The sequence below is a fragment of the Halanaerobium saccharolyticum genome (assembly GCF_003053565.1).
GTDB lineage: Bacteria > Bacillota > Halanaerobiia > Halanaerobiales > Halanaerobiaceae > Halanaerobium > Halanaerobium saccharolyticum_B.
The window spans coordinates 20,788-43,593 of the sequence record NZ_QAXS01000010.1 but is presented as its reverse complement, the minus strand read 5'-3'; the positions used below and the strand labels follow the sequence as shown (position 1 = coordinate 43,593).

Annotated in this window: 20 protein-coding genes; 14 read left to right on the top strand and 6 right to left on the bottom strand. The window is 36.1% G+C overall.

Features of this window, described 5'->3' with window-relative positions:
- Positions 1-121: 121 nt before the first annotated feature.
- From C8C76_RS05845 to ric, 6 genes are all read left to right on the top strand, one after another.
- Complete coding sequence (locus C8C76_RS05845) at positions 122-1,798, top strand: 2-oxoacid:acceptor oxidoreductase subunit alpha (protein ID WP_108139560.1); 1,677 nt, start codon at positions 122-124, stop codon at positions 1,796-1,798.
- Entirely contained in the window at positions 1,798-2,649 is an 852-nt protein-coding gene (locus C8C76_RS05840; protein WP_108139558.1) for a thiamine pyrophosphate-dependent enzyme, read from the top strand. The genes C8C76_RS05845 and C8C76_RS05840 overlap by 1 nt, the downstream gene beginning before the upstream one ends.
- Positions 2,650-2,739: 90 nt before the next feature.
- Positions 2,740-3,231, top strand: a complete 492-nt coding sequence (locus C8C76_RS05835; RefSeq protein ID WP_108139556.1) for a ferritin-like domain-containing protein — start codon at positions 2,740-2,742, stop codon at positions 3,229-3,231.
- A 369-nt stretch (positions 3,232-3,600) separates the two neighbouring features.
- A complete protein-coding gene (gene hcp / locus C8C76_RS05830; protein ID WP_181248158.1) occupies positions 3,601-5,265 on the top strand; it encodes a hydroxylamine reductase in 1,665 nt (554 codons plus the stop codon).
- Between the two features lie 267 nt (positions 5,266-5,532).
- Entirely contained in the window at positions 5,533-6,303 is a 771-nt protein-coding gene (locus C8C76_RS05825) for a DUF438 domain-containing protein (RefSeq protein ID WP_108139552.1), read from the top strand.
- A gap of 51 nt (positions 6,304-6,354) precedes the next feature.
- Entirely contained in the window at positions 6,355-7,068 is a 714-nt protein-coding gene (ric, locus tag C8C76_RS05820; protein WP_108139550.1) for an iron-sulfur cluster repair di-iron protein, read from the top strand.
- Positions 7,069-7,176: 108 nt separating this feature from the next.
- On the opposite strand, the gene C8C76_RS05815 is transcribed toward ric, so the two are convergent.
- On the bottom strand, positions 7,177-8,952 hold the full coding sequence (locus tag C8C76_RS05815; protein WP_108139548.1) for a methyl-accepting chemotaxis protein: 1,776 nt from the start codon (positions 8,950-8,952) through the stop codon (positions 7,177-7,179).
- 342 nt (positions 8,953-9,294) lie between these two features.
- Here C8C76_RS05815 and C8C76_RS05810 point away from each other — a divergent pair, with 342 nt between their 5' ends.
- Complete coding sequence (locus C8C76_RS05810; RefSeq protein WP_108139546.1) at positions 9,295-10,137, top strand: methyl-accepting chemotaxis protein; 843 nt, start codon at positions 9,295-9,297, stop codon at positions 10,135-10,137.
- Between the two features lie 70 nt (positions 10,138-10,207).
- Complete coding sequence (locus C8C76_RS05805; RefSeq protein ID WP_108139544.1) at positions 10,208-10,696, top strand: inorganic diphosphatase; 489 nt, start codon at positions 10,208-10,210, stop codon at positions 10,694-10,696.
- A gap of 278 nt (positions 10,697-10,974) precedes the next feature.
- Here the strand turns inward: C8C76_RS05805 and C8C76_RS05800 are convergent, their stop codons facing one another.
- The gene (locus C8C76_RS05800; RefSeq protein ID WP_108139542.1) at positions 10,975-11,643 is read right to left on the bottom strand and encodes a Crp/Fnr family transcriptional regulator; all 669 of its coding nucleotides are present in this window, start codon (positions 11,641-11,643) and stop codon (positions 10,975-10,977) included.
- A 394-nt stretch (positions 11,644-12,037) separates the two neighbouring features.
- Here C8C76_RS05800 and C8C76_RS05795 point away from each other — a divergent pair, with 394 nt between their 5' ends.
- From C8C76_RS05795 to C8C76_RS05785, 3 genes are read left to right on the top strand one after another with little or no spacing between them, the layout of a single operon-like run.
- Complete coding sequence (locus C8C76_RS05795) at positions 12,038-13,246, top strand: ABC transporter substrate-binding protein (RefSeq protein WP_108139540.1); 1,209 nt, start codon at positions 12,038-12,040, stop codon at positions 13,244-13,246.
- The gene (locus C8C76_RS05790) at positions 13,243-13,938 is read left to right on the top strand and encodes a GTP-binding protein (RefSeq protein WP_108139538.1); all 696 of its coding nucleotides are present in this window, start codon (positions 13,243-13,245) and stop codon (positions 13,936-13,938) included. The genes C8C76_RS05795 and C8C76_RS05790 overlap by 4 nt, the downstream gene beginning before the upstream one ends.
- Entirely contained in the window at positions 13,938-14,975 is a 1,038-nt protein-coding gene (locus tag C8C76_RS05785) for an ATP-binding cassette domain-containing protein (RefSeq protein ID WP_108139536.1), read from the top strand. Before C8C76_RS05790 ends, C8C76_RS05785 begins: the two co-directional genes overlap by 1 nt.
- A 54-nt stretch (positions 14,976-15,029) precedes the next feature.
- Here the strand turns inward: C8C76_RS05785 and C8C76_RS05780 are convergent, their stop codons facing one another.
- Positions 15,030-15,602 (bottom strand): hypothetical protein, encoded by a 573-nt coding sequence (locus tag C8C76_RS05780; protein WP_108139534.1) that lies wholly within the window; start codon positions 15,600-15,602, stop codon positions 15,030-15,032.
- Between the two features lie 78 nt (positions 15,603-15,680).
- Positions 15,681-16,751, bottom strand: a complete 1,071-nt coding sequence (locus C8C76_RS05775; RefSeq protein WP_181248157.1) for an ArsR/SmtB family transcription factor — start codon at positions 16,749-16,751, stop codon at positions 15,681-15,683.
- 181 nt (positions 16,752-16,932) lie between these two features.
- On the opposite strand from C8C76_RS05775, the gene C8C76_RS05770 reads away from it, so the two are divergent.
- Genes C8C76_RS05770 through C8C76_RS05760 form a run of 3 tightly spaced genes read left to right on the top strand, consistent with a single transcriptional unit; the run spans position 16,933 to position 20,543 of the window.
- The gene (locus tag C8C76_RS05770; RefSeq protein ID WP_108139530.1) at positions 16,933-18,726 is read left to right on the top strand and encodes a DAK2 domain-containing protein; all 1,794 of its coding nucleotides are present in this window, start codon (positions 16,933-16,935) and stop codon (positions 18,724-18,726) included.
- A gap of 41 nt (positions 18,727-18,767) precedes the next feature.
- Positions 18,768-19,544, top strand: coding sequence for a DUF1295 domain-containing protein (locus tag C8C76_RS05765; RefSeq protein ID WP_108139528.1), 777 nt, complete (start codon positions 18,768-18,770; stop codon positions 19,542-19,544).
- 24 nt (positions 19,545-19,568) lie between these two features.
- On the top strand, positions 19,569-20,543 hold the full coding sequence (locus tag C8C76_RS05760) for a YbgA family protein (RefSeq protein ID WP_108139526.1): 975 nt from the start codon (positions 19,569-19,571) through the stop codon (positions 20,541-20,543).
- A gap of 115 nt (positions 20,544-20,658) precedes the next feature.
- Here C8C76_RS05760 and gndA read toward each other — a convergent pair whose 3' ends face one another.
- Together gndA and C8C76_RS05750 are read right to left on the bottom strand one after the other, a co-directional pair.
- Positions 20,659-22,056 carry an NADP-dependent phosphogluconate dehydrogenase gene (gene gndA / locus C8C76_RS05755; RefSeq protein ID WP_108139524.1) on the bottom strand — a complete coding sequence of 466 codons (1,398 nt, stop codon included), beginning with the start codon at positions 22,054-22,056 and terminating at the stop codon, positions 20,659-20,661.
- Between the two features lie 36 nt (positions 22,057-22,092).
- Positions 22,093-22,749 (bottom strand): cyclase family protein, encoded by a 657-nt coding sequence (locus C8C76_RS05750; protein WP_108139522.1) that lies wholly within the window; start codon positions 22,747-22,749, stop codon positions 22,093-22,095.
- Positions 22,750-22,806: the final 57 nt, after the last annotated feature.

The following is a 22,806-nucleotide window of genomic DNA, read 5'->3' as shown; positions in this document are numbered from 1 at the left end:
CCATTCGCAAGCAGGATTTACCAGCTCTCTCTTGAATAATATATATTAGACAGAGAGTATAACTCAAGTTTTGTTAAAAAGAGAAAATAAGATTTGGGAATTCGCAAAGGAGGTAATAAGATTGGATTTTAACATTGTAATTGCTGGAGAAGCAGGTCAGGGTTTAAAAACAGTAGAAGCAATGCTGACCAAAACTTTTTCCCGTCACGGTTATTACTTATACAGCACTAAAGATTATATGTCACGTGTTAGAGGTGGCCATAACTTTATGCAGATCAGAATAAGTGATCAAAAAGTAGAAGGACCGGATGAGGGAATAGATTTACTTTTAGCTTTAAATGACGAAAGTGTAGAGATTCACCGTTCAGAAATGAATGAAGATGGAACAATTCTTTCTGAAGTTGAATCAGATAAGGATGAGATGGTATATATTGATGCCAGGGGAATGGCGAAAGAGGTTAACCCCCGAGCGGTCAATACTGTCTATGTTGGTGCTGCTTTTAAAATTATGGGACTGCCTACAGATCAGGCTGAAGAAGCAGTAAAAGAACACTTTGCTAAAAAAGAATCAGTTATTGATGACAATCTTGAATTACTTAAAAAAGGTTATGAAGCAGTAGATCAATTATATAATCTTAAAGACCTCGGTAAAAAAGAAGATAGAATGGTGATTGACGGTAACAGTGCAGTTGGTTTAGGTGCTTTACTTGGTGGCTTAAGTTACTATACAGCCTATCCGATGTCACCTTCAACTGGTATCTTACATTATGTAGCCGGTAAACAGGAAGAACTGGGCATAGTTGTTGAGCAGTCTGAAGATGAGATTGCCTCGATTAATATGGCACTTGGTGGTTCCTATGCAGGCATGCGCTCGATGACAGGTACCTCAGGTGGAGGCCTGGCTCTAATGGCTGAAGGAGTTGGACTGGCTGGAATTACAGAGACCCCAATTGTAATTGCCGATGTACAGCGTCCGGGCCCGGCCACAGGTTTACCTACCAGAACCGGTCAGGGAGATCTGCTTTTTGCAGTTAATATTGCTCAGGATGAGTTTCCACTGATGGTTTTAGCGCCCAAGGATCAGGAAGATGCAGTTTATCAGACCTTTAGAGCGATGAATCTGGCTGATAAATATCAGATTCCAGTAATTATTCTTTCCGATCAGTTTATTGGTGATGGTTCTAAAACTATTCCAGTAATAGATACATCTGAGATGAAAATTGAAAGACATTTAGTTGATCCGGCAGAGGTAGAAGGAGAGTATAAGCGCTATAAATATACTGAAGATGGAATTTCTCCCCGCGCCTATCCGGGCCAGCTTAAAGATAATATAGTTTTATTAGACAGTGATGAGCATGACGAATATGCTCATATTGTAGAAGACGGAGAAACAAGAGATAAGATGGTTGCCAAAAGAACTAAAAAGATGAAAAAATTAGCAGCAGAAGATCTGCTGGAGCCAGAATATACAGGTCCAGAAGCGCCTGATTATATTTTAGTTGGCTGGGGTTCAACTGCCGGTCCACTTAGAGAAGGAAGAAAGATTCTTTCTGATGAATATAATGTAGGACATTTAGAATTTAATGATCTCTGGCCGCTGCCGACTAAAAAATTAGAAGAGCTGGCAGCAACAGATGCTAAATTGGTCTTTGTAGAAAATAATGCTGGTGCTCAATTTGACAGACTTGTACGCAGTGAAACAGGAATCAAAGCAGACTACAATATCTTAAAAGATGATGGAAGACCTTTCTCAGGTCAGGAAATCTACAGAAGATTTAAAGAAGAGGTGAGTAAATAATGGTAGATAAAAATATTTATCAAGCTGACCGCGAAACTGCCTGGTGTCCGGGCTGTGGTAACTTTCCTTTAAGAACCGCTCTGGCTGATGCTTTAGCTGAGATGGATTTAAAACCGGAAGAAGTTACAATGTATACCGGAATCGGACAGGCAGCTAAGATGCCTCATTATATTAAAGTTAATGGTTTCAATGGACTGCACGGACGCTCACTACCACCTGCAATCGGAATGAGAGTTGCCAATCCTAAGATGACAGTAATTGTTGAATCTGGAGATGGCTGCAGTTATGGTGAGGGTGGAAATCATATTCTGCACAATATAAGAAGGAATCCGGATATTATTCATCTGGTCCACGACAACCAGATTTATGGTTTAACCAAAGGCCAGGCTTCTCCAACAAGTGTGCCGGAGCTGAGAACTCCAGTTCAGACTCATGGAGTTAACGCTGAGCCCTTAAATCCAGTTCAATTTGCAGTTGGAATGAAGGCCAGCTTTGTTGCCCGCAGTAGTGTTGGTGACCGGGAGCACCTTAAAGAAATGATTCGAGAAGCTAAAAAGCACAAGGGTTATGCTTTAATTGATATTTTCCAGCCCTGTGTTTCCTTTAATAAAATTAATACCTATCAGTGGTACAATAAACGAGTCTATAAATTAGAAGATCATGATCCAACTGACCACGCAGCTGCAATGAAGGTAGCTCAGGAATTTGGAGATAAAATTCCAATTGGAATTATCTACAGAGAAGAAAAGCCGACCTTCAGGGATCGAATGCCTTACTTAGAGGATAAAGCCTTAGTTGAGCGTGATGTTGAAGTTGATGATCTGAAATTCTTAATTGATGAATTCAAATAAGAAGCTGATTTAATTCTGAATAAAAATTAATTGTCCAGTAAGATGGAGAAAATAAAATGGAGATAAAAATATTTAAGGAGGCTTATAATTATGAATATTTATGATTTTGCTATTGACTTTGAAATTGAAAATCGTGAGTTTTACGAAGAGTGTGCAGCCAATACCAGTCATGAGGATTTAAAAAAGGTATTTTTAGAACTGGCAGAGGAAGAAAAAAAGCATGAAAATATTGTGCGCCAGTTAAAAGAAAACAAAGAGGTTGACGAAGTAGAGTCCGGAATTCTGCCTAAAGCCAAGGAAGCCTTTGATAAAATTGCTGATAATATGCCTACTGGTGATGATGTAATGCCGGAAGAACAGGTAGATGTTTATAAAAAGGCAATTGATTTAGAAAGAAAGAGTTATGAATTCTATACCGAAAAAGCGGAAGAATCAGATTCTGAGCTTGTCAAAAAGACCTTTAAGCGTCTGGCAGAAGAAGAAAAGAAGCACGAAAAAATCATGGATAATATTACCGAAATGGTAGATCGTCCTAATACCTGGTTAGAAGATGCTGAGTGGTATCACTTAGAAGATTATTAAAATAACAATTAATAATAACAATTTAGATAACTAATAAAATATTTTCAACAATACCTGCAGCCGGAATTTAAATAGATTTTGCATTAAAAGATTATTATTTGCTGAGATTAATTGTATCGAATTCAGTCAATTTGATTCAATTGTAAAGCTAGATAGATAATTGTAAGTGTAAGTTTAAGTTATTCCTGCTGCAGGTGTTTTTGTTAAGAAAATTTTTCTTCTGTGACTTATATCATAGAAGAATATATTCAAAGTTATATAATAATACTTGAGTAAAGCACTTGTAATTCAAATTTAATTTCAACTGCAGAAAATAAATTACATAAACTGCAGAATATATTTATTTCAAGGGAGGAATAATTTATGTCCATGTTTTGTTATCAGTGTCAGGAAACAGCAAAGAATGAAGGCTGTACTGTAAGAGGTGTCTGTGGTAAGGATGCAGATGTTGCTAATCTACAGGATTTATTAGTATTTGTTCTCAAAGGTATTTCTGTTTATGCAGAAAAAGCTAAGGCTGAGGGTGTTGATCTGTCAGATAAGACTGCACCATTTATTATGGAAGGTCTTTTTGCCACAATTACTAATGCTAACTTTGATGCTGAAAGATTTGAAGATTTAATTGAAGAATCTTTTGCTTTAAGAGATGAAGTTAAGGCTGAATTTGAAAAAGCATATAAAGAAAATCACGGTGAAGAATTTAGTGGTGAGTTACCTGAACATGCTACCTGGTATAGTGATGATGTAAGCGATTATTATGATAAGGGTACTGATGTTGGGGTTCTAGAAACTGAAGATGTTGATGTTAGATCATTACGTGAGCTTGCTACATACGGTCTTAAAGGTATTGCAGCTTACGGTGACCACGCAAGAGTTTTAGGTAAGCATAAAGAAGAAATTGATAGATTTACTCAAAAATGTCTTGCTGCTACAACAGATGACAGCATGAGTGTTGATGATCTTGTAGGTTTAGTTATGGAAACCGGTGAGATGGCTGTAGAAACAATGGCTCTCTTAGATGAAGCTAATACTTCTACTTATGGTCACCCAGAGCCAACTGATGTAAATATTGGTGTTCGCGATAACCCCGGTATTCTAATCAGTGGTCACGACTTAAAAGATATGGAAGAGTTATTAGAGCAGACAGAAGGTACTGGAGTAGATGTTTATACTCACAGTGAAATGCTGCCTGCTAACTCCTATCCGGCTTTCAAAAAGTATGATCACTTTGTTGGTAACTATGGTAACTCATGGTGGCACCAGGATAAGGAATTTGAATCATTTAATGGTCCAATCCTGATGACAACAAACTGTATTACCCCTGTTAAAGATTCATATAAGGATCGGATCTTTACAACAGGTATGGCAGGATATCCTGAGGTTACTCATATTCCTGACCGTAAAGAAGGAGAAAGCAAAGACTTCTCCGAGCTGATCGAAATGGCTAAAACCTGTGATTCTCCAGTTCAGTTAGAAGAAGGTACAATCCCTGGTGGTTATGCTCGTAATACAGTAATGAGCGTTGCTGACAAGGTGATTGAAGCTGTTGAAAATGGAGATATCGGCCGCTTTGTAGTAATGGGTGGTTGTGACGGCCGCTTTAAAGATAGAGAGTACTTTACAGATGTAGCTAAAGAATTACCAGAAGATGCTGTAATTCTAACCGCTGGTTGTGCTAAGTACCGCTACAACAAGCTTGACCTGGGAGATATCGGTGGCATCCCAAGAGTATTAGATGCAGGTCAGTGTAATGACTCTTATTCCTTAGCTTATATTGCTTTACAGCTGAAAGAAGCTATGGGTGTAGATGATATTAATGACCTCCCAATTTCTTATGATATTGCCTGGTATGAGCAGAAAGCTGTAGCAGTATTACTTGCACTGCTATCCTTAGGAGTCAAAGGAATCCGTCTTGGACCCACACTGCCAGCATTTGTTTCCGAAAATGTGCTTAATGTATTGGTTGATAAGTTTGATATTAAGCCAACCGGTGATGTTAAAGAAGATGTTGCCGCAATCATGGCTGGTGAGTAAAACCAGGAGGGTACCGGGTACCTGGAGAAAAATGTAAATATGCCTATTAGAGATCTGTCTGCATTATGTAGGCAGGTCTTTTTTTATTGCAGTCATTAATTTTAAAACTTAATCTTCAAGCCTAAACTCAGAAGACAGCAGTAAATTAATTTTAAAATATAATGATTTATGTGATATATGTCATAGTACTGCCTTAAAATTAATGTCATAATTAAAACATAGTAAATTACTCAAGTTTAAATATAATTAATATAAGGAGGCAGTACAATGACTGCAGAAACAAGAAAAGAAGAACTTAAGAATCTTTTAGAAAGATTAAATAGTGGTGAGGCAACTGAAAAGGTAAAAAAAGAGGCCCAGGAGTTAATAAACAGCATTAGTGCTAAAGAATTATCTGAAGCTGAACAGGAATTAATAAATGATGGTTTAGAAGAAACTGAATTAAGACACCTCTGTACTGCTCATATTGAAGCGATGGCAGAGGAATTAAAGGCATTGAAGGCTAATGTTCCAGTTGGCCATCCTTTAAGTACTTTAATTTCTGAACATGAAGAAATTCTGAAAATATTAGATCGTCTGGATGAATTAAATGCAGAAATTCAAAAGCTAAATAAATTTGAGGCAGATAACCCTCTATTTGAGGAATTAAAAGAGATCGGAACTAAATTGCTGGATACAGAAAAACACCACACCAGAGAAGAAGAAACTCTTTTCCCTGAGGTGGATAAAGGCGGAGTAACAGGGCCAACCAGAATTATGCGGATGGAGCACGATGATCTCTGGCCCCACAAGGAAGAAATAATGAAGCTGGCAGAAAATGCTGACGAGATGAATTTTGATCGGTTTAAGGAAGAATTAAAGATGCATTCAGAATATGTTGTGGTTACTTTAAGAGACCATATTTTTAAAGAAAATAATATTTTATATCCAACAGCTAAAGATATGATTGCAGAGGAAAAGTGGGAAGAAATAAAGGCTCAGAGTGATCAGATTGGTTACTGCAGCTTTACACCGGAAGCGGAACTGGCAGCTAACTAAATTTTAGGCTGATAAATTAAAAGTATATAATTTTACAAAAGAGGTGAAAAAATGTTTAAATTAAATGATACAGTTGGAAATATTGTAACGGAATTTCCGGGTGCTGCAGAAATATTAAAGGAAAATAAGATTGATTTTTGTTGTGGCGGAGATCGAGAATTAAAGCTCGCTGTTAAAGAAGATTTAAATGATGATTCTAAGGCAGCAGAAATACTGAAAGAGATAAATGAAAATTACTCTGACAAAAATGACTATTATCAGGAAATAGAAGACCCGAAGAATTTATCCCAGTCACAGCTGATAGAATATATAATAGATAAACACCACGGATTTTTACAGCAGACTCTGCCTCAGCTTTCAGAGCTGACAAAAAAGATTCTGCGGGCCCATCGAGAAAAGCACGGTCAGGTTTTGAAAAAGGTTCACCGTCTATTTAATACTTTAAGAATGGAGCTTGAAGAACATTTAATCAAAGAAGAAGAGGAAATTTTTCCTCTAATTATAAAGTATTCACAGGCTGAAAATGGTGGCGAAAATGAAGAAACTCTGAATGGAATTCTGGAATTAGAAACTGAACATGATACAGCAGGTGAGATAATCAAAGAATTGAGAGAAGTTACAGCTGATTATCAGCTGCCCGAAGACGCCTGTAATTCATTTAAACTATGCTACAGTCTGCTTGAAGATTTAGAATCTGATCTTTTCCAGCATATTCATCTGGAGAACAATATTTTATTTGCCCGGCTGGAAAATAATAAAAAGTAAAATATAAATCAAAATAGTATAACTTAATATCAAAACCCCCTGACTGGAGAATTTTGCTCCTGGGCAGGGGGTTAATTGTTTTAATTATTAAATTAGAGTAGCTAACTCTTACTCTACTTTAAAGTTAGCAATCATATTTTTCAGGTTATCTGACATTTCAGATAGTCTGTGGGCAGCGGAGACAATTTCTTCAGTAGAAGCAATCTGTTCTTCACTGGAAGCGGCAACTTCTTCAGCATTGCTTGCTGCTTCATCACTTACTGCAGCTACATTATTAATCATATTATTAACATCATCACTAACAGCTGCCATTTCGCTGGTTTCACTGTCAATTTCAGTAATTAAACTGCTTAAATTAGCAACAGCTTTTTCAATATTATTGAACACTTCACCGGTATTTTCGATTACTTCTACACTGCTGTTGACGGCAGTTTCAGTTCCATCCATCTTTTGAACTGCATTATCGACCCCAGCCTGAATCTTATCAATTAACTGGGAAATATTATCTGTTGCTTCGGCAGACTCTTCAGCCAGCTGTCTGATTTCATCAGCTACAACAGAAAAACCGCGGCCAGCTTCACCAGCTCTGGCAGCCTCAATAGCTGCATTTAAAGCCAGTAAATTTGTCTGTTGAGAAATATTATTAATCAGTTGAACAATATTTCCAATTTCTTCTGATAAATCCCCAAGATTATTGATAGTAACTCCAATTTCTGCAGAATTATCCTTAACTTTATTGACCTCTTTAATTGAGCTCTGCATTGATTCGGTACCAGTTTTAACATTTTTTATTACCTGCTCAGAAGATTGATCCATCTTTTTTGATTTTTCTCTGGTGTTTTGAATCTTGCTAATCAATTGATGTAAGTTCCTGCTGGTTTCAGAAATCTGGGCTGATTGTTCTTCAGCTCCAGAGGCAACATTTTCAATAGCTCCCCCTACCTGTTCAGCAGCTCTTTCTACTTCCTGTCCTGAAGCTGCAAGCTCTTCACTTTGAGCGCTGAGTTCACTTACTTCCATTTGAATTTCTTCCACCATTTTTTTCTGAGCAGAAGCAGTTTGATTATAGGCCTGAGCAAGTTTTCCAATTTCATCTTCACTTCTAATATCCAATCTGTAGGTTAAATCTCCTTCAGACATTTGATCCATTCCAGTTAAAATCTTATTTATATTTTTAGAAATGTAGCGGGAAATAAAGAATATTACTAAAGCAAAAATCAGAGCTGTAATTACTGCGAAAATTAATAATGAACTTGAAATATTAGCAATAAAACCATCTAATTCATTCTGCACAGAATTTACTTCACTATTAATTATGCCGGCATAGGTTCCAGCGCCGATGAGGTAATTTGTGCCCTCAATTGGGGCAACATAACTAATTTTATTTTCTTCTTCACCTGTATCAGGGTTGGCGTAAATATAATCTACAAAAGCCCCCCCACTTTTAGCGGCTTCAACCAGAGATCTTAATATATATTTTCCATTTGCGTCCTGCAGGTTCCAGCGATTTGTGCCCTCGATTTCAGGTGTTGGTGGTAATGAGACTGTATTTCCGTCAGAGTCATAAATAAAAAAGTAACCAACCTCACCAAATTCCAGGTCCTGATTATAGGTTCTGATTAGAGAAGTTAATTCTTCTAAACTGAGGTTGTTTTCGCGTTCAGCCACCAGTTCTTCCATAAAACCAGCAGCAGTTTCTGTTGCATGCTGAATTCTTTCTTTTTCTGAATCCAGTAAATATCTACTTACGGTTTCTGTGTTGTCATGGCTGAGCTTATTAAATTGGTAGTTTAAAAAATATCCCATTATTAATACTAAAACTAAAAAACTTAGCCCAATTACTAAGAAGATTTTTTTAGCAATACTCAAATTTTTAAAAAACATCTACTTTCCTCCTTATATTCCTTAAGAATTATAAAATGTAAAAAATTAAAAATAGTATTTCTATTATAGCATATATCGAAGATCTTTTAAATAAATTTGAAAGAAAATAGCCTGAAATTAGGTCCATTTTATCATATAATTTTAGAGTGAAATTTCGTAATTAATTGTGAAAAAAAGTTTTTGGCAAAAAGTGTTGATTTTTTAGAGATGAAGTTATATATTAATTAAGCAGAGTTTAAAGCCCATTCCTCTCTGATTCTGTTCAAAAAGCAGGATTAATTATCCTGACCTAGAAATAAATATTAGTAAAGTAATCAAATTTAATAAGTGGAGGAATTATTTATGCTTAATATAGGAATCATTGGGGCCGGTGACGGTGGAGCTTCAATTTTAGAAACTTTTTTAGATATGGAAGATGTAAAAGTTATTGGAATCTGTGACAAAAATCTGGAAGCTCCCGGGATTTTAAAGGCAGAGGAAAATAATATTTCAGTCTACAAAGATTTTAATGATCTTTTAAAAATAAATAGAGAAAAGGTTATACTGGAGGTTACAGGTAATAAAAAACTTTCTGAGCTGGTTAAAGAGGCAGCTGATCAAAAAACAAAAATAATTGATTCTGAGACTTCTTTAATTCTCTTTAAAATTGTAAACTCCAGAGAAGAAATGTTAAATAGAATGGAAGTAGAAGCAGATAAACTCTGCAATCTGGCCGCTGATATCGGAGGAACAATTAAAGAAATTAGCAGCAGCAACACTCAAAATATAGCAGAACTTGATCAGACAGCAGAAAAATTACAGCAGGCATCAGAAAACAGCAAGGCTAATCTGGAGAAAACAAACGAAATAGTTAAATTTATTAAAACTGTTTCTGACCAGACTAAAATGCTGGGCCTTAATGCAGCAATCGAAGCTGCCCGGGCTGATGTCAATGCCAATGGGTTTAATGTAGTTGCTGATGAGATTAGAAAACTTGCCGATGAGACAGGCTCCTCAGTCAAAGAGATTACTGGTTTTATAGATAATCTAAATCAGTCAACTGAAAATACAAAAGAAAATATCGATAAAATGAACCAGAAGGTCGAATCTTTTACTGAAAACGAAAAATTAATGACTGAAAAACTACATAATGCAGCTGACCAAATTACGCAGATGGCAGAAAGACTTTCAGAACTTATTAATTAGAACAACTTTAAAATATCTTTGTCTAAATTTAATTAAAGAGTATATTTAATTTATAATTGGGGGAGTAAAAATGAGTGATAATGTAATTGATGTTTTTGTTGAAATACCAAAGGGCAGCAACAACAAGTATGAATATGATAAGGAAAAGGGGAAGTTTAGACTGGATCGGGTAATGTATTCACCGGTTTATTATCCAGCAGATTATGGTTATTTAGAAGAAACTTTGGCTGATGATGGTGATCCCCTTGATGCAATGGTTTTAACTACATTTCCGACCTTTCCTGGCTGTATTATTACTGCAAGAGTAATTGGGATGTTTATTATGGAAGATGAAAAGGGAAGAGATGAAAAAATATTTACAGTTCCCGAACATGACCCGCGTTTTAGAAATACTAATACCTTATATGATTTAGAAGAGCATCTGCTCAAAGAATACGAGCATTTCTTTTCAGTTTATAAAAATTTAGAAGAAAAAGAAGTAAATATTATCGGCTGGGCCGGTGTTGAAGAAGCACTTGCAGTAATTGAAGAGTCCAAAAAAGCTTATCAAAATAAATAGAATAACTAAAAAAGGGTCCTGAACAGCAAAAACTGTTTAGGACCCTTTTTGAATTCTGCATTAGTTTATTTCTTAGTTGTTTTTAGAAAAGTACAATTCAGCTAATTGTGGAATTATTACTATCCCCACCATTACAGCTGATATTAGAAAATCTCTCATTATATCAACCTCCCTTTCTTATATTCTTATAGGCTTATAAAAGGTTGTTGAGATTATTATATAAATTTATTTGATTCTTGCAAGTAAAACAGCTAACAAAAAAATTAATTAAGCTGCCTTTAAGTGTAAGCTTTAATTTTATCTAATTTATAGATAATAATTTTTTTGCGGGAGGTTTTAATCAGATCCTCACTTTCGAACTGTCCCAGAACCCGGGATACAGTTTCTCGACTGCTGCCGATCATACTGGCTAATTCCTGCTGGGTTAGAGAAATATCTAAAATAATTCTGTCCTTTTTCTTTTTGCCATATTTTTCAGCCAGAAAAATTAAAAGTCCGGCCACTCTGGCAGAGCTGTCTTTTAAGGCCAGGTCTCTTACATTCTGCTGTGCCCGGCGCAGGCGTCCACTCATTTCTCTCAGCAGTTTAACTCCAATTGAAGGATGTTTTAAAATTAGATTTTCTAATTCAGACTGATCAAAGACAATAGCTTCAGTATCGGTCATTGTTACAGCAGATGCCGGATAATTACCTTTATCAAAAGCAACTATTTCTGCAATTATATCATGGTCACTAAAAATATTTAAAATCTGTTCATCTCCATTTTTGATCATTTTTGTCAGTTTGACCTGACCATTTTTAATAATATAAAATTTATCTCCTTCTTCACCCTCAAAAAAGATATATTCTCCTTTTTTAAATTCAGTTTCACTGGCAATTTCATCAATTAAATCCAGTTCTTTTTCTGTTAGTAAACTAAAAAAAGGTATTTCTTTAACTACACTCATCTATTACCACCTCTAATTTATTCTATATGTTCTATAATAAGCAATAATTTTTATAAAAGCAAGTAATTTGCTCAACATTAAGCAAATTTCTCTGCTAAATAATAAAAAACTTTGATTTTTGTGAGATAAAACGCAGAAAAAATATATTTAGACTGATATAATTAAAATGTTATTGTTATCAATTATTATAACAAATATAGAAAGCTAAAAAAAGTTTTAGCTGGGTGACACAGGTCACAGAACAAAGTTGAGTAAAATGCTAAACTTTAAATAGTAAATAATTATCCAAATGAACTTATACAAATGAACCAGGTCCAAATGAACTTAATTAAACCAGGTCCAAATGGACTCATTTGGACCTGGTACCATTAAATATAAAGGAGTGTTTGTTAAAATGGAAAGAAAAATTGATGTTAATAAAAATTTATTTGAGATAACTGAGGAATATCCAGCAGTTATTTCGGTACTGGTTAATAAAGGTTTTAATCAATTAGATGATGAGGCAAAGAGAAAGAGTTTTGGTAAACAGATTACTTTAAAGCAGGCGGCAGGACTTAAAAACCTGGATCTGGAGAAGCTGGTAGAGCTGATGGAAGCAGAAATTGAAAAAAGTTCGACTCAAAAAACAGGTGGAGCTAAAATAAAAGTCTCCGGCTCTTTACCCTGTCCGGTGAAGATCCCGATGACCGAGGAACTGGAAAAAGCTTCCCAGGAACTTGATTATGAGGTTGAACTTGATCTCAAATCAGCTTCTCAGGGACTGGAGTGGCTGCAGGATGGATTTGACCAGATAACATCTCCGGATGAACTTTCGGATATCTTTATTTCTGCCGGTTTTGACCTTTTCTTTGATAAGGATTTAATGGACCGCTTCCGCCGCCAGAATGTTTTTAAAGATGCGACTGGGATCAAAGAACTGAATAGTGATTTCACTGAAGCAGGTGTTGATTTACTTGATCCAGAGGGAGATTACTCAGTTTTAAGTATTGTGCCGGCAGTTTTCCTGGTAAACAAAGAAGAATTAGACGGGAGAGAGGTCCCCAGAAGCTGGGAAGAAATTTTAAGCGAAGAATTTGCCAACAGTGTCAGCCTCCCGGTCAGTGACTTTGACCTCTTTAATGCAATTTTATTAAATATTTATAAAGTATACGGCAGAGAAGGAGTTCAGAAGCTCGGCCGCTCAATGAAAAAAGCCCTGCACCCATCTCAGATGGTTAAAGAGGGTGGACGCAAAGCTGATGATCAGCCTGCAATTACAATCATGCCCTATTTCTTTACCAGAATGGCAAAGCGCTTCCCCCACATGGAGTTTGTCTGGCCTGAAGATGGAGCAATTGTTTCGCCAATATTTATGCTGACTAAAAAAGAGAAAAATGAAAAAATGCAGCCTTTAATTGATTTAATGGCTTCCGAAAAAATGGGTAAGATTCTGGCTGAACAGGGATTATTCCCGAGTGTGCTGCCGGAAGTAGATAATGGACTGCCCGAAAAGGCTCAGTTTATGTGGCCGGGATGGGATTTCTTAAGAGGAGAAAATCCAGGTGAATTATTAAGAGATCTGGAAGCAGAATTTAACAAAGCTGTGGAGGTGGCTTCAGTATGAATTTAGTTACTTTTTCAGGACCACCTTCCTCAGGTAAAACTGCTGTTATTTTAAAAACAATAGAAGCAATTAAGCAGCAGGGATTAAAAGTTGGGGTGGTTAAGTTTGACTGTTTATATACAGATGATGATGAACTCTACCGTAAGGCAGGAGTGCCGGTCAAAAAGGGTTTATCCGGTTCCCTCTGTCCTGACCATTATTTTGTGAGCAATATCGAAGAAGTTGTGCAGTGGGGTAGAGAAAGAGATTTAGATCTGTTAATTACAGAAAGTGCCGGTTTGTGCAACCGCTGCTCCCCTTATATCAAGGACATTAAGGCAATCTGTGTTATTGATAATTTAAGTGGAATTAACACCCCAAAAAAAATTGGCCCAATGCTGAAAACTGCAGATATTGTGGTAATTACTAAAGGAGATATTGTTTCTCAGGCGGAAAGAGAAGTTTTTGCCTCCCGGGTGAGCACAGTTAATCCTGATGCAATGGTAATGAATGTTAATGGTTTAACCGGTCAGGGAGCTTTTGAGTTTTCAACTCTGCTCTATGATCAAGATGACCATATCGACACTGTAACCGGTAAAAAACTAAGATTTTCCATGCCTTCTGCTATGTGTTCTTACTGCCTTGGTGAAACTAGAATTGGTGAAGAACATCAGTTGGGTAATGTCAGAAAAATAGAACTGGGTGATGAATAATGATCAGTAAAGATAAATTAAAGAATTCAAGCATCAAGGAAATTATAGAGGAATATCCCTATACAGAGAGCTTTTTTGAAGACCAGAAGCTGGCTGTTGATGACAAAGAAAAAACTTTAAAGGAAATTTTTTCAGAATTAACCATTGAAGAAATGGAAGATGTGGTATTTGATCTGGACCAGTTTGCCGATAGTCTATCTTCTCACATCAGAAATATGCAGGAATTTCTGGGTGAAAATGATTCGATTGTCGCCAAACTTTCCATTCTGGCCGGGAATAATAAGGATGGCGAAAAAGAAAATTATGAGAAGCTGGATATTCACAGTGGAGAGATAATTTCGATTGTTGGTCCTACCGGCTCCGGTAAAAGTAGACTGCTGGCAGATATAGAATGGACTGCTCAGGGGGATACTCCGACTGAAAGACAAATTTTAATCAATGATGAGGTGCCTGATAAAAAGTGGCGCTTTACCGGCGGTAAAAAACTGGTTGCTCAGCTCTCACAGAATATGAATTTTGTCATGGATCTGTCGGTAATCGAATTTTTGAATCTGCATGCAGAGAGCCGCTTAATTGATAATCAGGCAGAAGTTGTGGAAAGAATTTTTAGAGAGGCCAATCAACTGGCTGGAGAACAGTTTGGCCGCGAGGCTCAGATTACCAGTTTGAGTGGAGGTCAGTCACGGGCCCTGATGATTGCAGATACTGCAATTTTAAGTTCCTCTCCAATTATTTTGATTGATGAGATTGAAAATGCCGGTATAGACCGCGAAAAAGCGCTGGAGCTGCTGGTGGGAGAGGAAAAAATTGTGCTGATGGCCACCCATGATCCAATTCTGGCTTTAATGGGAGATAAAAGGATTATCATTAATAATGGTGGAATCAAAGATATTATCGATACAACTGCAGAAGAAAAGGAATTAATGCAGGAATTGAAGGTTCTGGACAAGGTTCTGACAGATTTAAGAGATGATCTTCGTTATGGTAAGAATTTATCAAGAATCAGTGAGGAACTCGCAGAAATAAAAAGTGCATAATATTATTCATCTGAACCAGGTTCAAAACGGCCGTTTTGAACCTGGTTCAGGATATTATATTTCCTGAAAGGTATTGATATAGGCTGAGAGCAGATAATAGGCTGCAGTTATCGAAAGAATGACGGGAATAGTATTTACTTCAATTATATTAACAATACTAACTGCCAGAATTACAATTAATAATTTTTCTAAATTGTGCTGAAGAATAATTTCTTTAATTTTCTGGTGATTATTTTGTCTTTTTGATTTTTGATAATAACTGCAGTAAGCTCTGTTTAAAACTCCATAGACAGGTGCTGTACTCAGAACAAGCAGATAAAAGGCTGCTGTATTCAAAGTAAAACTATTATAGATTAGCAGAGCTGCAGTAAATGTAATCAGTGCCAGAGTACATTTAGTAAATATAAGCGTATTTTTCAGTTTGAGTTTCTGAATAATTATCTCAGATTTTCGGGCACTGAAAAGAAAGCTCAGAACAAATAATGCTAAGATCAGAGATAGTTTAGCTAGATTAATATTGGAGCTTAAAAGATAATAGATTACAGTGCTCATAAAGAAATAGATACATAGATTAAGAACAAAGTGGCCGGAATGGCTGAGTTTAAGATTTTTTTGCTTAAGAGTCATTTTGGACCCTCCTTTTTAATTAAGACTAACTTCTAACATAGATACTTTAGATATACATCTAATATTGTTTTAAAAAAATTAGATTAGATTGTCAATAGACTTTAAAATTGTTTTTTTGAAATTTTTTTTATTTAATTGAAAATATAATTTATTATCTTCTTTGTGGGCCTGAATAATGTTGTTCATCAATAATTTGCTGACATGGTGAGAGATAGTAGCATTAGTTAGATTTAATTTTTCAGCTATCTCATTACCGTACATAGTTTTCTCTCCCAGAAGAGAAATGATGTTTAACCTTGTTTCATCTGCCAGAGCTTTGAATATTTCCAGACTTCCCAAAATTCCTTCCTCATCGGCGGCAAAGATCTCCGGGAATCGAAATCCGATCAAATAAAAATTGCCTCCATTTTTTGTGCTGCTGTTTAAAAGAGAAGTTTCGTAAAAATAAGAAAAGGCAATATAGTTTTCTTCTGCACTTAATGGTTCATCTATTAATTTTTCTAAGATGTTTTTTAAATATTTTTCTCCATAGCGGTTTAAATTTTCCTGATAAGTATCATTAATTTTCTCTGATTTATCACTTATCCAATCCTGATCTTCCTTAAACAGCTCTTCATAATACCATTCAAGCAGACCAATAAATTCTTCCTTCATTGTTTCCGGATTAAAATAAAACTGAAGTAAATTCCATTTTTGATCAGAGGCTAAATTAATCTTATCATTTACAAATTTTGCAGCTTCTTTTTCGCTGTTAATTAGCTCCTCAACTTTTTTTAGATCAATATTTTCTGAAGGAGCCGGGCCGTAGCCTGACTGAGTAAATCTCTTGATAAAATCTGCCGGTTCTTTTGTTTTTAGATATTCTAAATATTCTGCAATAGTTGTCAGTTCAAGCTGTGGTATTTCGGAAACAAGACAGAGGCCAAAATAGCTTTCTTTATTGAAATATTTGGCTATTAATTTCTTTTTAGTTTCTGGGATTTTTGCAAGTTTTTCCTCGACCCAGTTAACAATTTCCTTCTCCAATTTTATTTCTTTCTCCAGGTCAAGCTGTTTAAGTTTCATTCCTTCATCATTTTCCAGACGAAAAAGACTCAATAAAAACTCATAAATTATTGATCTATCAAGCTGATATTTTTTCGAACCCATCAAAAACATCTCCTTTTGATTAACTTCTAACTATATTATAATTAGATACTCATCTAATGTCAAGTTAAATTTTAAATTTTTTAAAAATTTGTTTTCAAATAACTTTCAATTTTTAGCATTTAAGGATATAATAAATTTAACAGTAAAGATTATTAATTTGAGTACGCAGGAGGAGATTGGGATGAAAATAACCTATCTTGATGGAAAAAGATTATATTATGCTTTTTTATCTGGAGCAAAAGAAGTTATTGCCAATAAAAAGGAATTAAATAGAATCAACTTATTTCCGGTTGCAGATGGAGATACCGGGAGTAATCTGTCACGCACTCTGAGTGTTGTTAGAAGTGAAGCAGTAAAGGATGATTCTTTGACTGTGACTTTAAATTCTATGGGGGATGCGGCTTTAAGAGGGGCTATTGGTAATTCGGGGATTATTTTTGCACAGTTTATCAATGGTTTAAAAAATAGTATTGATCGAGCTGAAAGTGTTAATGTCAGCAAATTTGCGCAGGCAGTAGATAATGCAGTCAATTATACCTACCAGGGAATTAATAATCCTGTTGAAGGAACAATTCTGACAGTGATGAAAGACTGGGCGGATTCCTTAAAAAAATTAAAAAATAGGAGCAGTGACTTTGCAGAAGTGATGGAGGAATCTCTAATAAGTGCTTCCAGTTCTCTGGAAAATACTAAAAACCAGCTTGCAGTTTTAAGAGAAGCGGATGTGGTTGATTCTGGAGCTCAGGCTTTTGTACTTTTTTTAGAAGGAATTGTAGGTTTTATCAAAACTGGTGATTTAAAAGACTTAAAAATTAATTCTACAGCAAAAATTGAGATTGCTCAGGAAGAAGAGATTGGTAAAGAAACGGAGATTAAATACCGCTACTGCACAGAAGCCTACCTTGAAAACCTGGAGATTGAAATTCCTGAACTGAGAGAAAAGATCTCTGATCTCGGAGATTCTTTAATTGTAGCCGGTGACAGGAGTAAGCTGCGGGTTCATATTCATACCAGTAATCCACCTGAACTTTTTATTAGATTAAAGAAATTTGCAACTATTCTAGATCAAAAAGCTGATGATATGCTGCTGCAGCAGGCAGTTAAATATAATAGAAAATCTGAGATTGCAGTGCTGACAGATTCAATTGCAGATTTACCGGAAGAATATCGTGATCAGCATCAGGTTCATCTGCTGCCTTTAAATATACTGCTTGCTGGCACCAATTATTTAGATAAAGTAACAATAGACAGCAAAAACTTTTTTGACATTATTGATGAGGCGGAGGAGTATCCATCTTCTGCCCAGCCGGCTGTTAAGAAAATTGAGGATCAGCTTAATTACCTGGCAGAACATTATGATTCGATTATTGCAATTACCGTCTCGGCAAAAATGAGTGGAACCTATGATAATCTAACTAAAGCAGCAGAAAATGTTAAAAAAGAAAATGAGGGGCTTAAAATTGAAGTTATTGATTCCAAAACAAACTCTGGCGCTGAAGGCCTCTTAGTTATGGAGGCAGTTGAACAGATAGAAGCAGGGAAAAGTTTTGAGGAGGCTGTAAGCTATCTAAAATCAATTAGAGAAAAGCTCTATATTTATGTCAGTGTAAGTGATTTCAAATATATGGTTCGCGGCGGTCGGGTCAGTCCGCTAAAAGGAAAACTGGCCGGATTTCTTAACCTAAAACCGATTATTTCAATTGATCGAGAAGGTAATGGGATAGCTTTTGCCACCGCTTTCAGCAAAAAAGGTAATTTTAAAAAGATAAAATCTATTTTAGAAGATCATCAAAGCGAAAATGGAATTAAACGCTTTGCAGTTGTCCATGGTGATGATCTTGAGCGGGCAAAAAGGTATCTGGAAAGTTTTAGAGAATTATTGGATATAGAGGTAGAATTTTTGGAAGCGATTTCTCCGATTGTGGCGATGAATGCCGGGAGAGGAAGTACCGCTGTAGCTTTGCTGGAAAAATAATCTGATCATTATTTACAGATCAGAAATGAGGAGTTGTTAAAATGTTGAACTCAATTTATTTTCAGTTATTTCTTTTAGTCCTGCTTTATTTTTCAATATTCTTTGTGATTGCTGTTTTAAAAAAAGATAACTCAATTGTTGATATTGGCTGGGGCCTGGGTTATGTCTATACCGCAAATATGGCTCTCTATTTAACAAATAATTATAATCTTAGATCATTTATCATTACTTTTCTGGTGACAATCTGGGGTTTGAGATTAAGTTACCATATTTTTAAACGTAATCTTGGTAAGGGTGAAGATTTTCGTTATGCAAAATGGAGAGAAGAATGGGATAATTTTTATTTAAAATCATTTTTAAGAGTTTTTATGCTTCAGGGTGTTCTTTTATTTATAATTTCTACTCCGATAATTAAGATTATTTCTGCTCCTTATCACAGCCTGAAAATAATTGATTTTATTGGTCTATTTGTCTGGGGAATCGGTTTTGCTTTTGAGGCAGCTGGTGATAAACAGCTTAAAGATTTTAAGTCCAGACCTGCTTCAGAAAAAGATGGACATGTAATGAAAGAAGGAGTCTGGAAGTACACCCGCCATCCCAATTATTTTGGTGATGCTGCGGTCTGGTGGGGATATTATATTATTGCCCTGGCGGTAAGTGGAGGCTGGAAATTTATCTTTAGTCCAATAATTATGACCTATCTGCTGCGTTTTGTTTCGGGAGTACCACTTTTAGAAAAACGCTATGCTGATGATGAGGAATATCAAGAATATGCGGAAAAAACAAATATATTTTTTCCCTGGTTTCCTAAAAAATAAAGATAGAAACAGGAGGAATTTATTTTGAGAGAATTTAAAAAACCCAATCTGATTTTAAGTAAATGCCTTGAATACTGTAAATGCCGCTATAATGGTGATAGTATTCCTGATAAATTTGTCCGTGCTTTAGAAAAACATGTTAATTATATTAAAATTTGTCCTGAAGTTGAGATCGGACTTGGAGTTCCCCGCAACTCTGTGCGCTTAATTAAAAAAGACTCTGAATATCGGCTTGTAGATTCGATGACAGGAGAGGATCATACAGAAAAGATGGACAGCTATCTTGAAAAGCTTGTTTCTGATTTAAATGAGGAAGAAATTGAGGGCTTTATTGCCAAAAATCGCTCACCATCCTGTGGGACAAATGATTCAAAAGTTTATCCCAAGGCAGGTAAAGTGCCTGCGCTGGGAGAGAAAAGAGCCGGTTATTTTACAGACAATCTGGCCCAGAATTTTCCTTCTTTAGTTATTGAGAATGAAGGTCGACTTAAAAACTTCAAGCTGAGAGAAAATTTTTTGATTAAGATATTTTTGCTGGCCGATCTGCGGCATGTGATTGAGGGTGGGAAGATTAAAGATTTAATTGATTTTCACAGCAATAATAAATATTTAATAATGTCTTATAATCAGAATGGTTTAAATAAGCTGGGGAGAATAGTTGCTGCCCATGAAAAAGGAAAGACAGAAGAGACGATGCATAATTATAGAGAGCAGATGCTGAAAACTTTAGATGTGCTGCCTGACACAGGTAAAAGAGTGAATATGCTGCAGCATATTTTTGGTTATGTTTCTTCTGACATCAGTAGAGATGAAAGGGAATATTTTTTAGAGACTCTGAAAGATTTTAGGAATGATAAAGTTCCATTTTCCTTACCGCTGGCACTGCTGAGGTCCTGGATTATCAGGTTTAAAGTAGAGTATTTAATGCCTCAGACCATTTTCAAGCCTTATCCAGAAGGATTGATTGACTTAAGTGACTCAGGTAATGGTAGAATTTAAATAAAAAAAGTGCAGAGCTTAAAAATTAAAGCTCTGCACTTTTTATTATATGTTTGTGAAATCATTTATTTGAACCAGGTCCAAAAGCGCTGTTTTGGACCTGGTTCAAAAATTATTATTCCCACTCGGTGTGGAAAATGCCATCTTCATCCCGGCGCTGATAGGTATGAGCACCAAAGAAGTCACGCTGGGCCTGGATTAGATTAGCGGGAAGTTCTTCAGATTTTAAGCTGTTAAAATAATCGAGAGCAGAATGGACTGCTGTTAAGGGTAATCCTGATTGAGCAGCAGTTGTTATTAGTTTTTCAATTTCTTCTGCAGCTGCATTAAGTTGAGCTTTAAACTGATGAGCTGTGATTAAAGTTTTCAACTGCATATCATCGGCAAATGCTGCCTGAATTGGCTCTAAGAGTCCGGAGCGAATTATACAGCCATCTTCCCAGATGCGGGCAATCTCTTTATAATTCAGCTGATAATTATATTCTTCTGAAGCTGTTTTTAAGAGTTTAAAGCCTTCTGTATAAGCAATTACTGAAGCAAAATAGAGAGCAGATTTAAGTACCGGCAGCATTTCGTCTTTACTGACTACAGCTCTGGTGTCATCTGCAAACTGAGCTGCATTTTCGACTCTTTCGCTTTTAATTGCAGACATTAAGCGAGCATTAACCCCGGCATTAATTGTTGGGATTGCAGTACCGAGATCTAAAGCACTCTGAACACTCCATTTACCAGTGCCTTTGTGTTTGGCTTTATCCAGAATTAAATCAATTAGCTTTCTGCCTGTTTTAGGGTCATCTTTTTTCATGATTTTAGCAGTGATTTCTACCAGATAGGAATCAAATTCCTGATTCCATTCAGCAAAAATATCTCCCATTTCTTCTGGCTTAAGCTGCAGGACTTTGCGCATATAATCATAAATTTCAGCCAGAACCTCCATGATCCCGTATTCGATACCATTATGGACCATTTTGACATAATGGCCGGCCGAATTTGGTCCTAAATAGCTGACACAGGCGCCTTTTTCAGTCTGGGCAGCTGCATCTTCCATAATCTCTGAGACTTCGGCATAAGCTTCTTCATTACCTCCGGGCATAATCGATGGTCCGTGAAGAGCACCATATTCACCACCACTAATACCTACCCCAAGATAGCGGATATCTTTTTCTTTAAGATTATTTAATCTTCTATTTGTATCATCAAAATGAGAATTTCCACCATCAATAATTATATCACCTGCTTCTAAATAGGGGAGCAGGCTGTCAATAACTAAGTCTACAGGTTTTCCGGCTTTGATCATCAGCATAATTTTGCGCGGCTTTTCTAATGAAGCAACAAAATCCTCCAGCTCATAAGCTGCTTTAAGATCCTGATTTTTCACTTTATCTTTCATAAAAGCTCTAGTTTTGCTTTCTGTACGATTATAAACTGCAATTGAGTGATTGCGGGCAATATTAAGAGCAAGATTCTGCCCCATTACCGAAAGCCCGATCAGTCCAATCTCATATTTTTTCATTTATAACTACCTCCTTAAAATCCTAACTTTAATAATCTATTTGAATAACTTAAGCATGGTTTCGATTTCTCCCTGCTCAAACAAATAAGCTCTACCGGGCAGCCCATCACTTTCTGCAATTTTTAGGAGAGAAAGCAGCAGGATATAGTCACCTGCCGGTACTTCATTTAAACGCAGGCCCTCTAAAATCATAATTTTCTCTCGCAGCAGTTTTTTGTGAGTTGGATGCTCGGATTGAGCTCTTTCTATGCCGTTGGTATCAATTCCGACTCCCTTTATTTTTTTGTCAATCAGGTACTCGGCTCCACTTTCGGCTAAGTATATAAATTTTTCTGGAGTTTTTTCCAGAAATCCGGGTTGAGAGTTTTTGGTTTTTAAAATTAAAAATGAATTTTCTTCAATATTATATTCTTTTAAATCTTCAGCAGTGATTTTTTCCTCCAGCTCAGTCAGATCTATCAGCTGAGCTCTGTAAAATGGATTCTCAGCAAAAAAGAGATTGGCATTTTCACCGTCTTCCAGCATGTGCAGAGGAGCGTCCACATGAGTCCCGGTGTGGACATTCATCTGCAGCTCGGATTCGTGGGCGTCTCCTTGAGAGAAATCCCTAACAGTACTCAACCTGGGCCTGATCTCATCTTTACCTTTATAAACTAACATATTTTTTCTGATTGTCATTGAGATATCATACATAAAAATCCCCCTTAGATTAGTGGAATTAATTTTATTGAAAATGTCTTAATTATTTGT

Bases quoted from the DNA above. Each gene is read 5' to 3' on its own strand.
- C8C76_RS05840 (WP_108139558.1), top strand. From the start codon at position 1,798: ATGGTAGATAAAAATATTTATCAAGCTGACCGCGAAACTGCCTGGTGT.
- C8C76_RS05775 (WP_181248157.1), bottom strand. From the start codon at position 16,751: ATGGGTTCGAAAAAATATCAGCTTGATAGATCAATAATTTATGAGTTT.
- C8C76_RS05770 (WP_108139530.1), top strand. From the start codon at position 16,933: ATGAAAATAACCTATCTTGATGGAAAAAGATTATATTATGCTTTTTTA.
- gndA (WP_108139524.1), bottom strand. From the start codon at position 22,056: ATGAAAAAATATGAGATTGGACTGATCGGGCTTTCGGTAATGGGGCAG.
- C8C76_RS05780 (WP_108139534.1), bottom strand. From the start codon at position 15,602: ATGACTCTTAAGCAAAAAAATCTTAAACTCAGCCATTCCGGCCACTTT.
- hcp (WP_181248158.1), top strand. From the start codon at position 3,601: ATGTTTTGTTATCAGTGTCAGGAAACAGCAAAGAATGAAGGCTGTACT.
- C8C76_RS05785 (WP_108139536.1), top strand. From the start codon at position 13,938: ATGATCAGTAAAGATAAATTAAAGAATTCAAGCATCAAGGAAATTATA.
- C8C76_RS05800 (WP_108139542.1), bottom strand. From the start codon at position 11,643: ATGAGTGTAGTTAAAGAAATACCTTTTTTTAGTTTACTAACAGAAAAA.
- C8C76_RS05750 (WP_108139522.1), bottom strand. From the start codon at position 22,749: ATGTATGATATCTCAATGACAATCAGAAAAAATATGTTAGTTTATAAA.
- ric (WP_108139550.1), top strand. From the start codon at position 6,355: ATGTTTAAATTAAATGATACAGTTGGAAATATTGTAACGGAATTTCCG.
- C8C76_RS05825 (WP_108139552.1), top strand. From the start codon at position 5,533: ATGACTGCAGAAACAAGAAAAGAAGAACTTAAGAATCTTTTAGAAAGA.
- C8C76_RS05815 (WP_108139548.1), bottom strand. From the start codon at position 8,952: ATGTTTTTTAAAAATTTGAGTATTGCTAAAAAAATCTTCTTAGTAATT.
- C8C76_RS05795 (WP_108139540.1), top strand. From the start codon at position 12,038: ATGGAAAGAAAAATTGATGTTAATAAAAATTTATTTGAGATAACTGAG.
- C8C76_RS05765 (WP_108139528.1), top strand. From the start codon at position 18,768: ATGTTGAACTCAATTTATTTTCAGTTATTTCTTTTAGTCCTGCTTTAT.
- C8C76_RS05810 (WP_108139546.1), top strand. From the start codon at position 9,295: ATGCTTAATATAGGAATCATTGGGGCCGGTGACGGTGGAGCTTCAATT.
- C8C76_RS05790 (WP_108139538.1), top strand. From the start codon at position 13,243: ATGAATTTAGTTACTTTTTCAGGACCACCTTCCTCAGGTAAAACTGCT.
- C8C76_RS05835 (WP_108139556.1), top strand. From the start codon at position 2,740: ATGAATATTTATGATTTTGCTATTGACTTTGAAATTGAAAATCGTGAG.
- C8C76_RS05805 (WP_108139544.1), top strand. From the start codon at position 10,208: ATGAGTGATAATGTAATTGATGTTTTTGTTGAAATACCAAAGGGCAGC.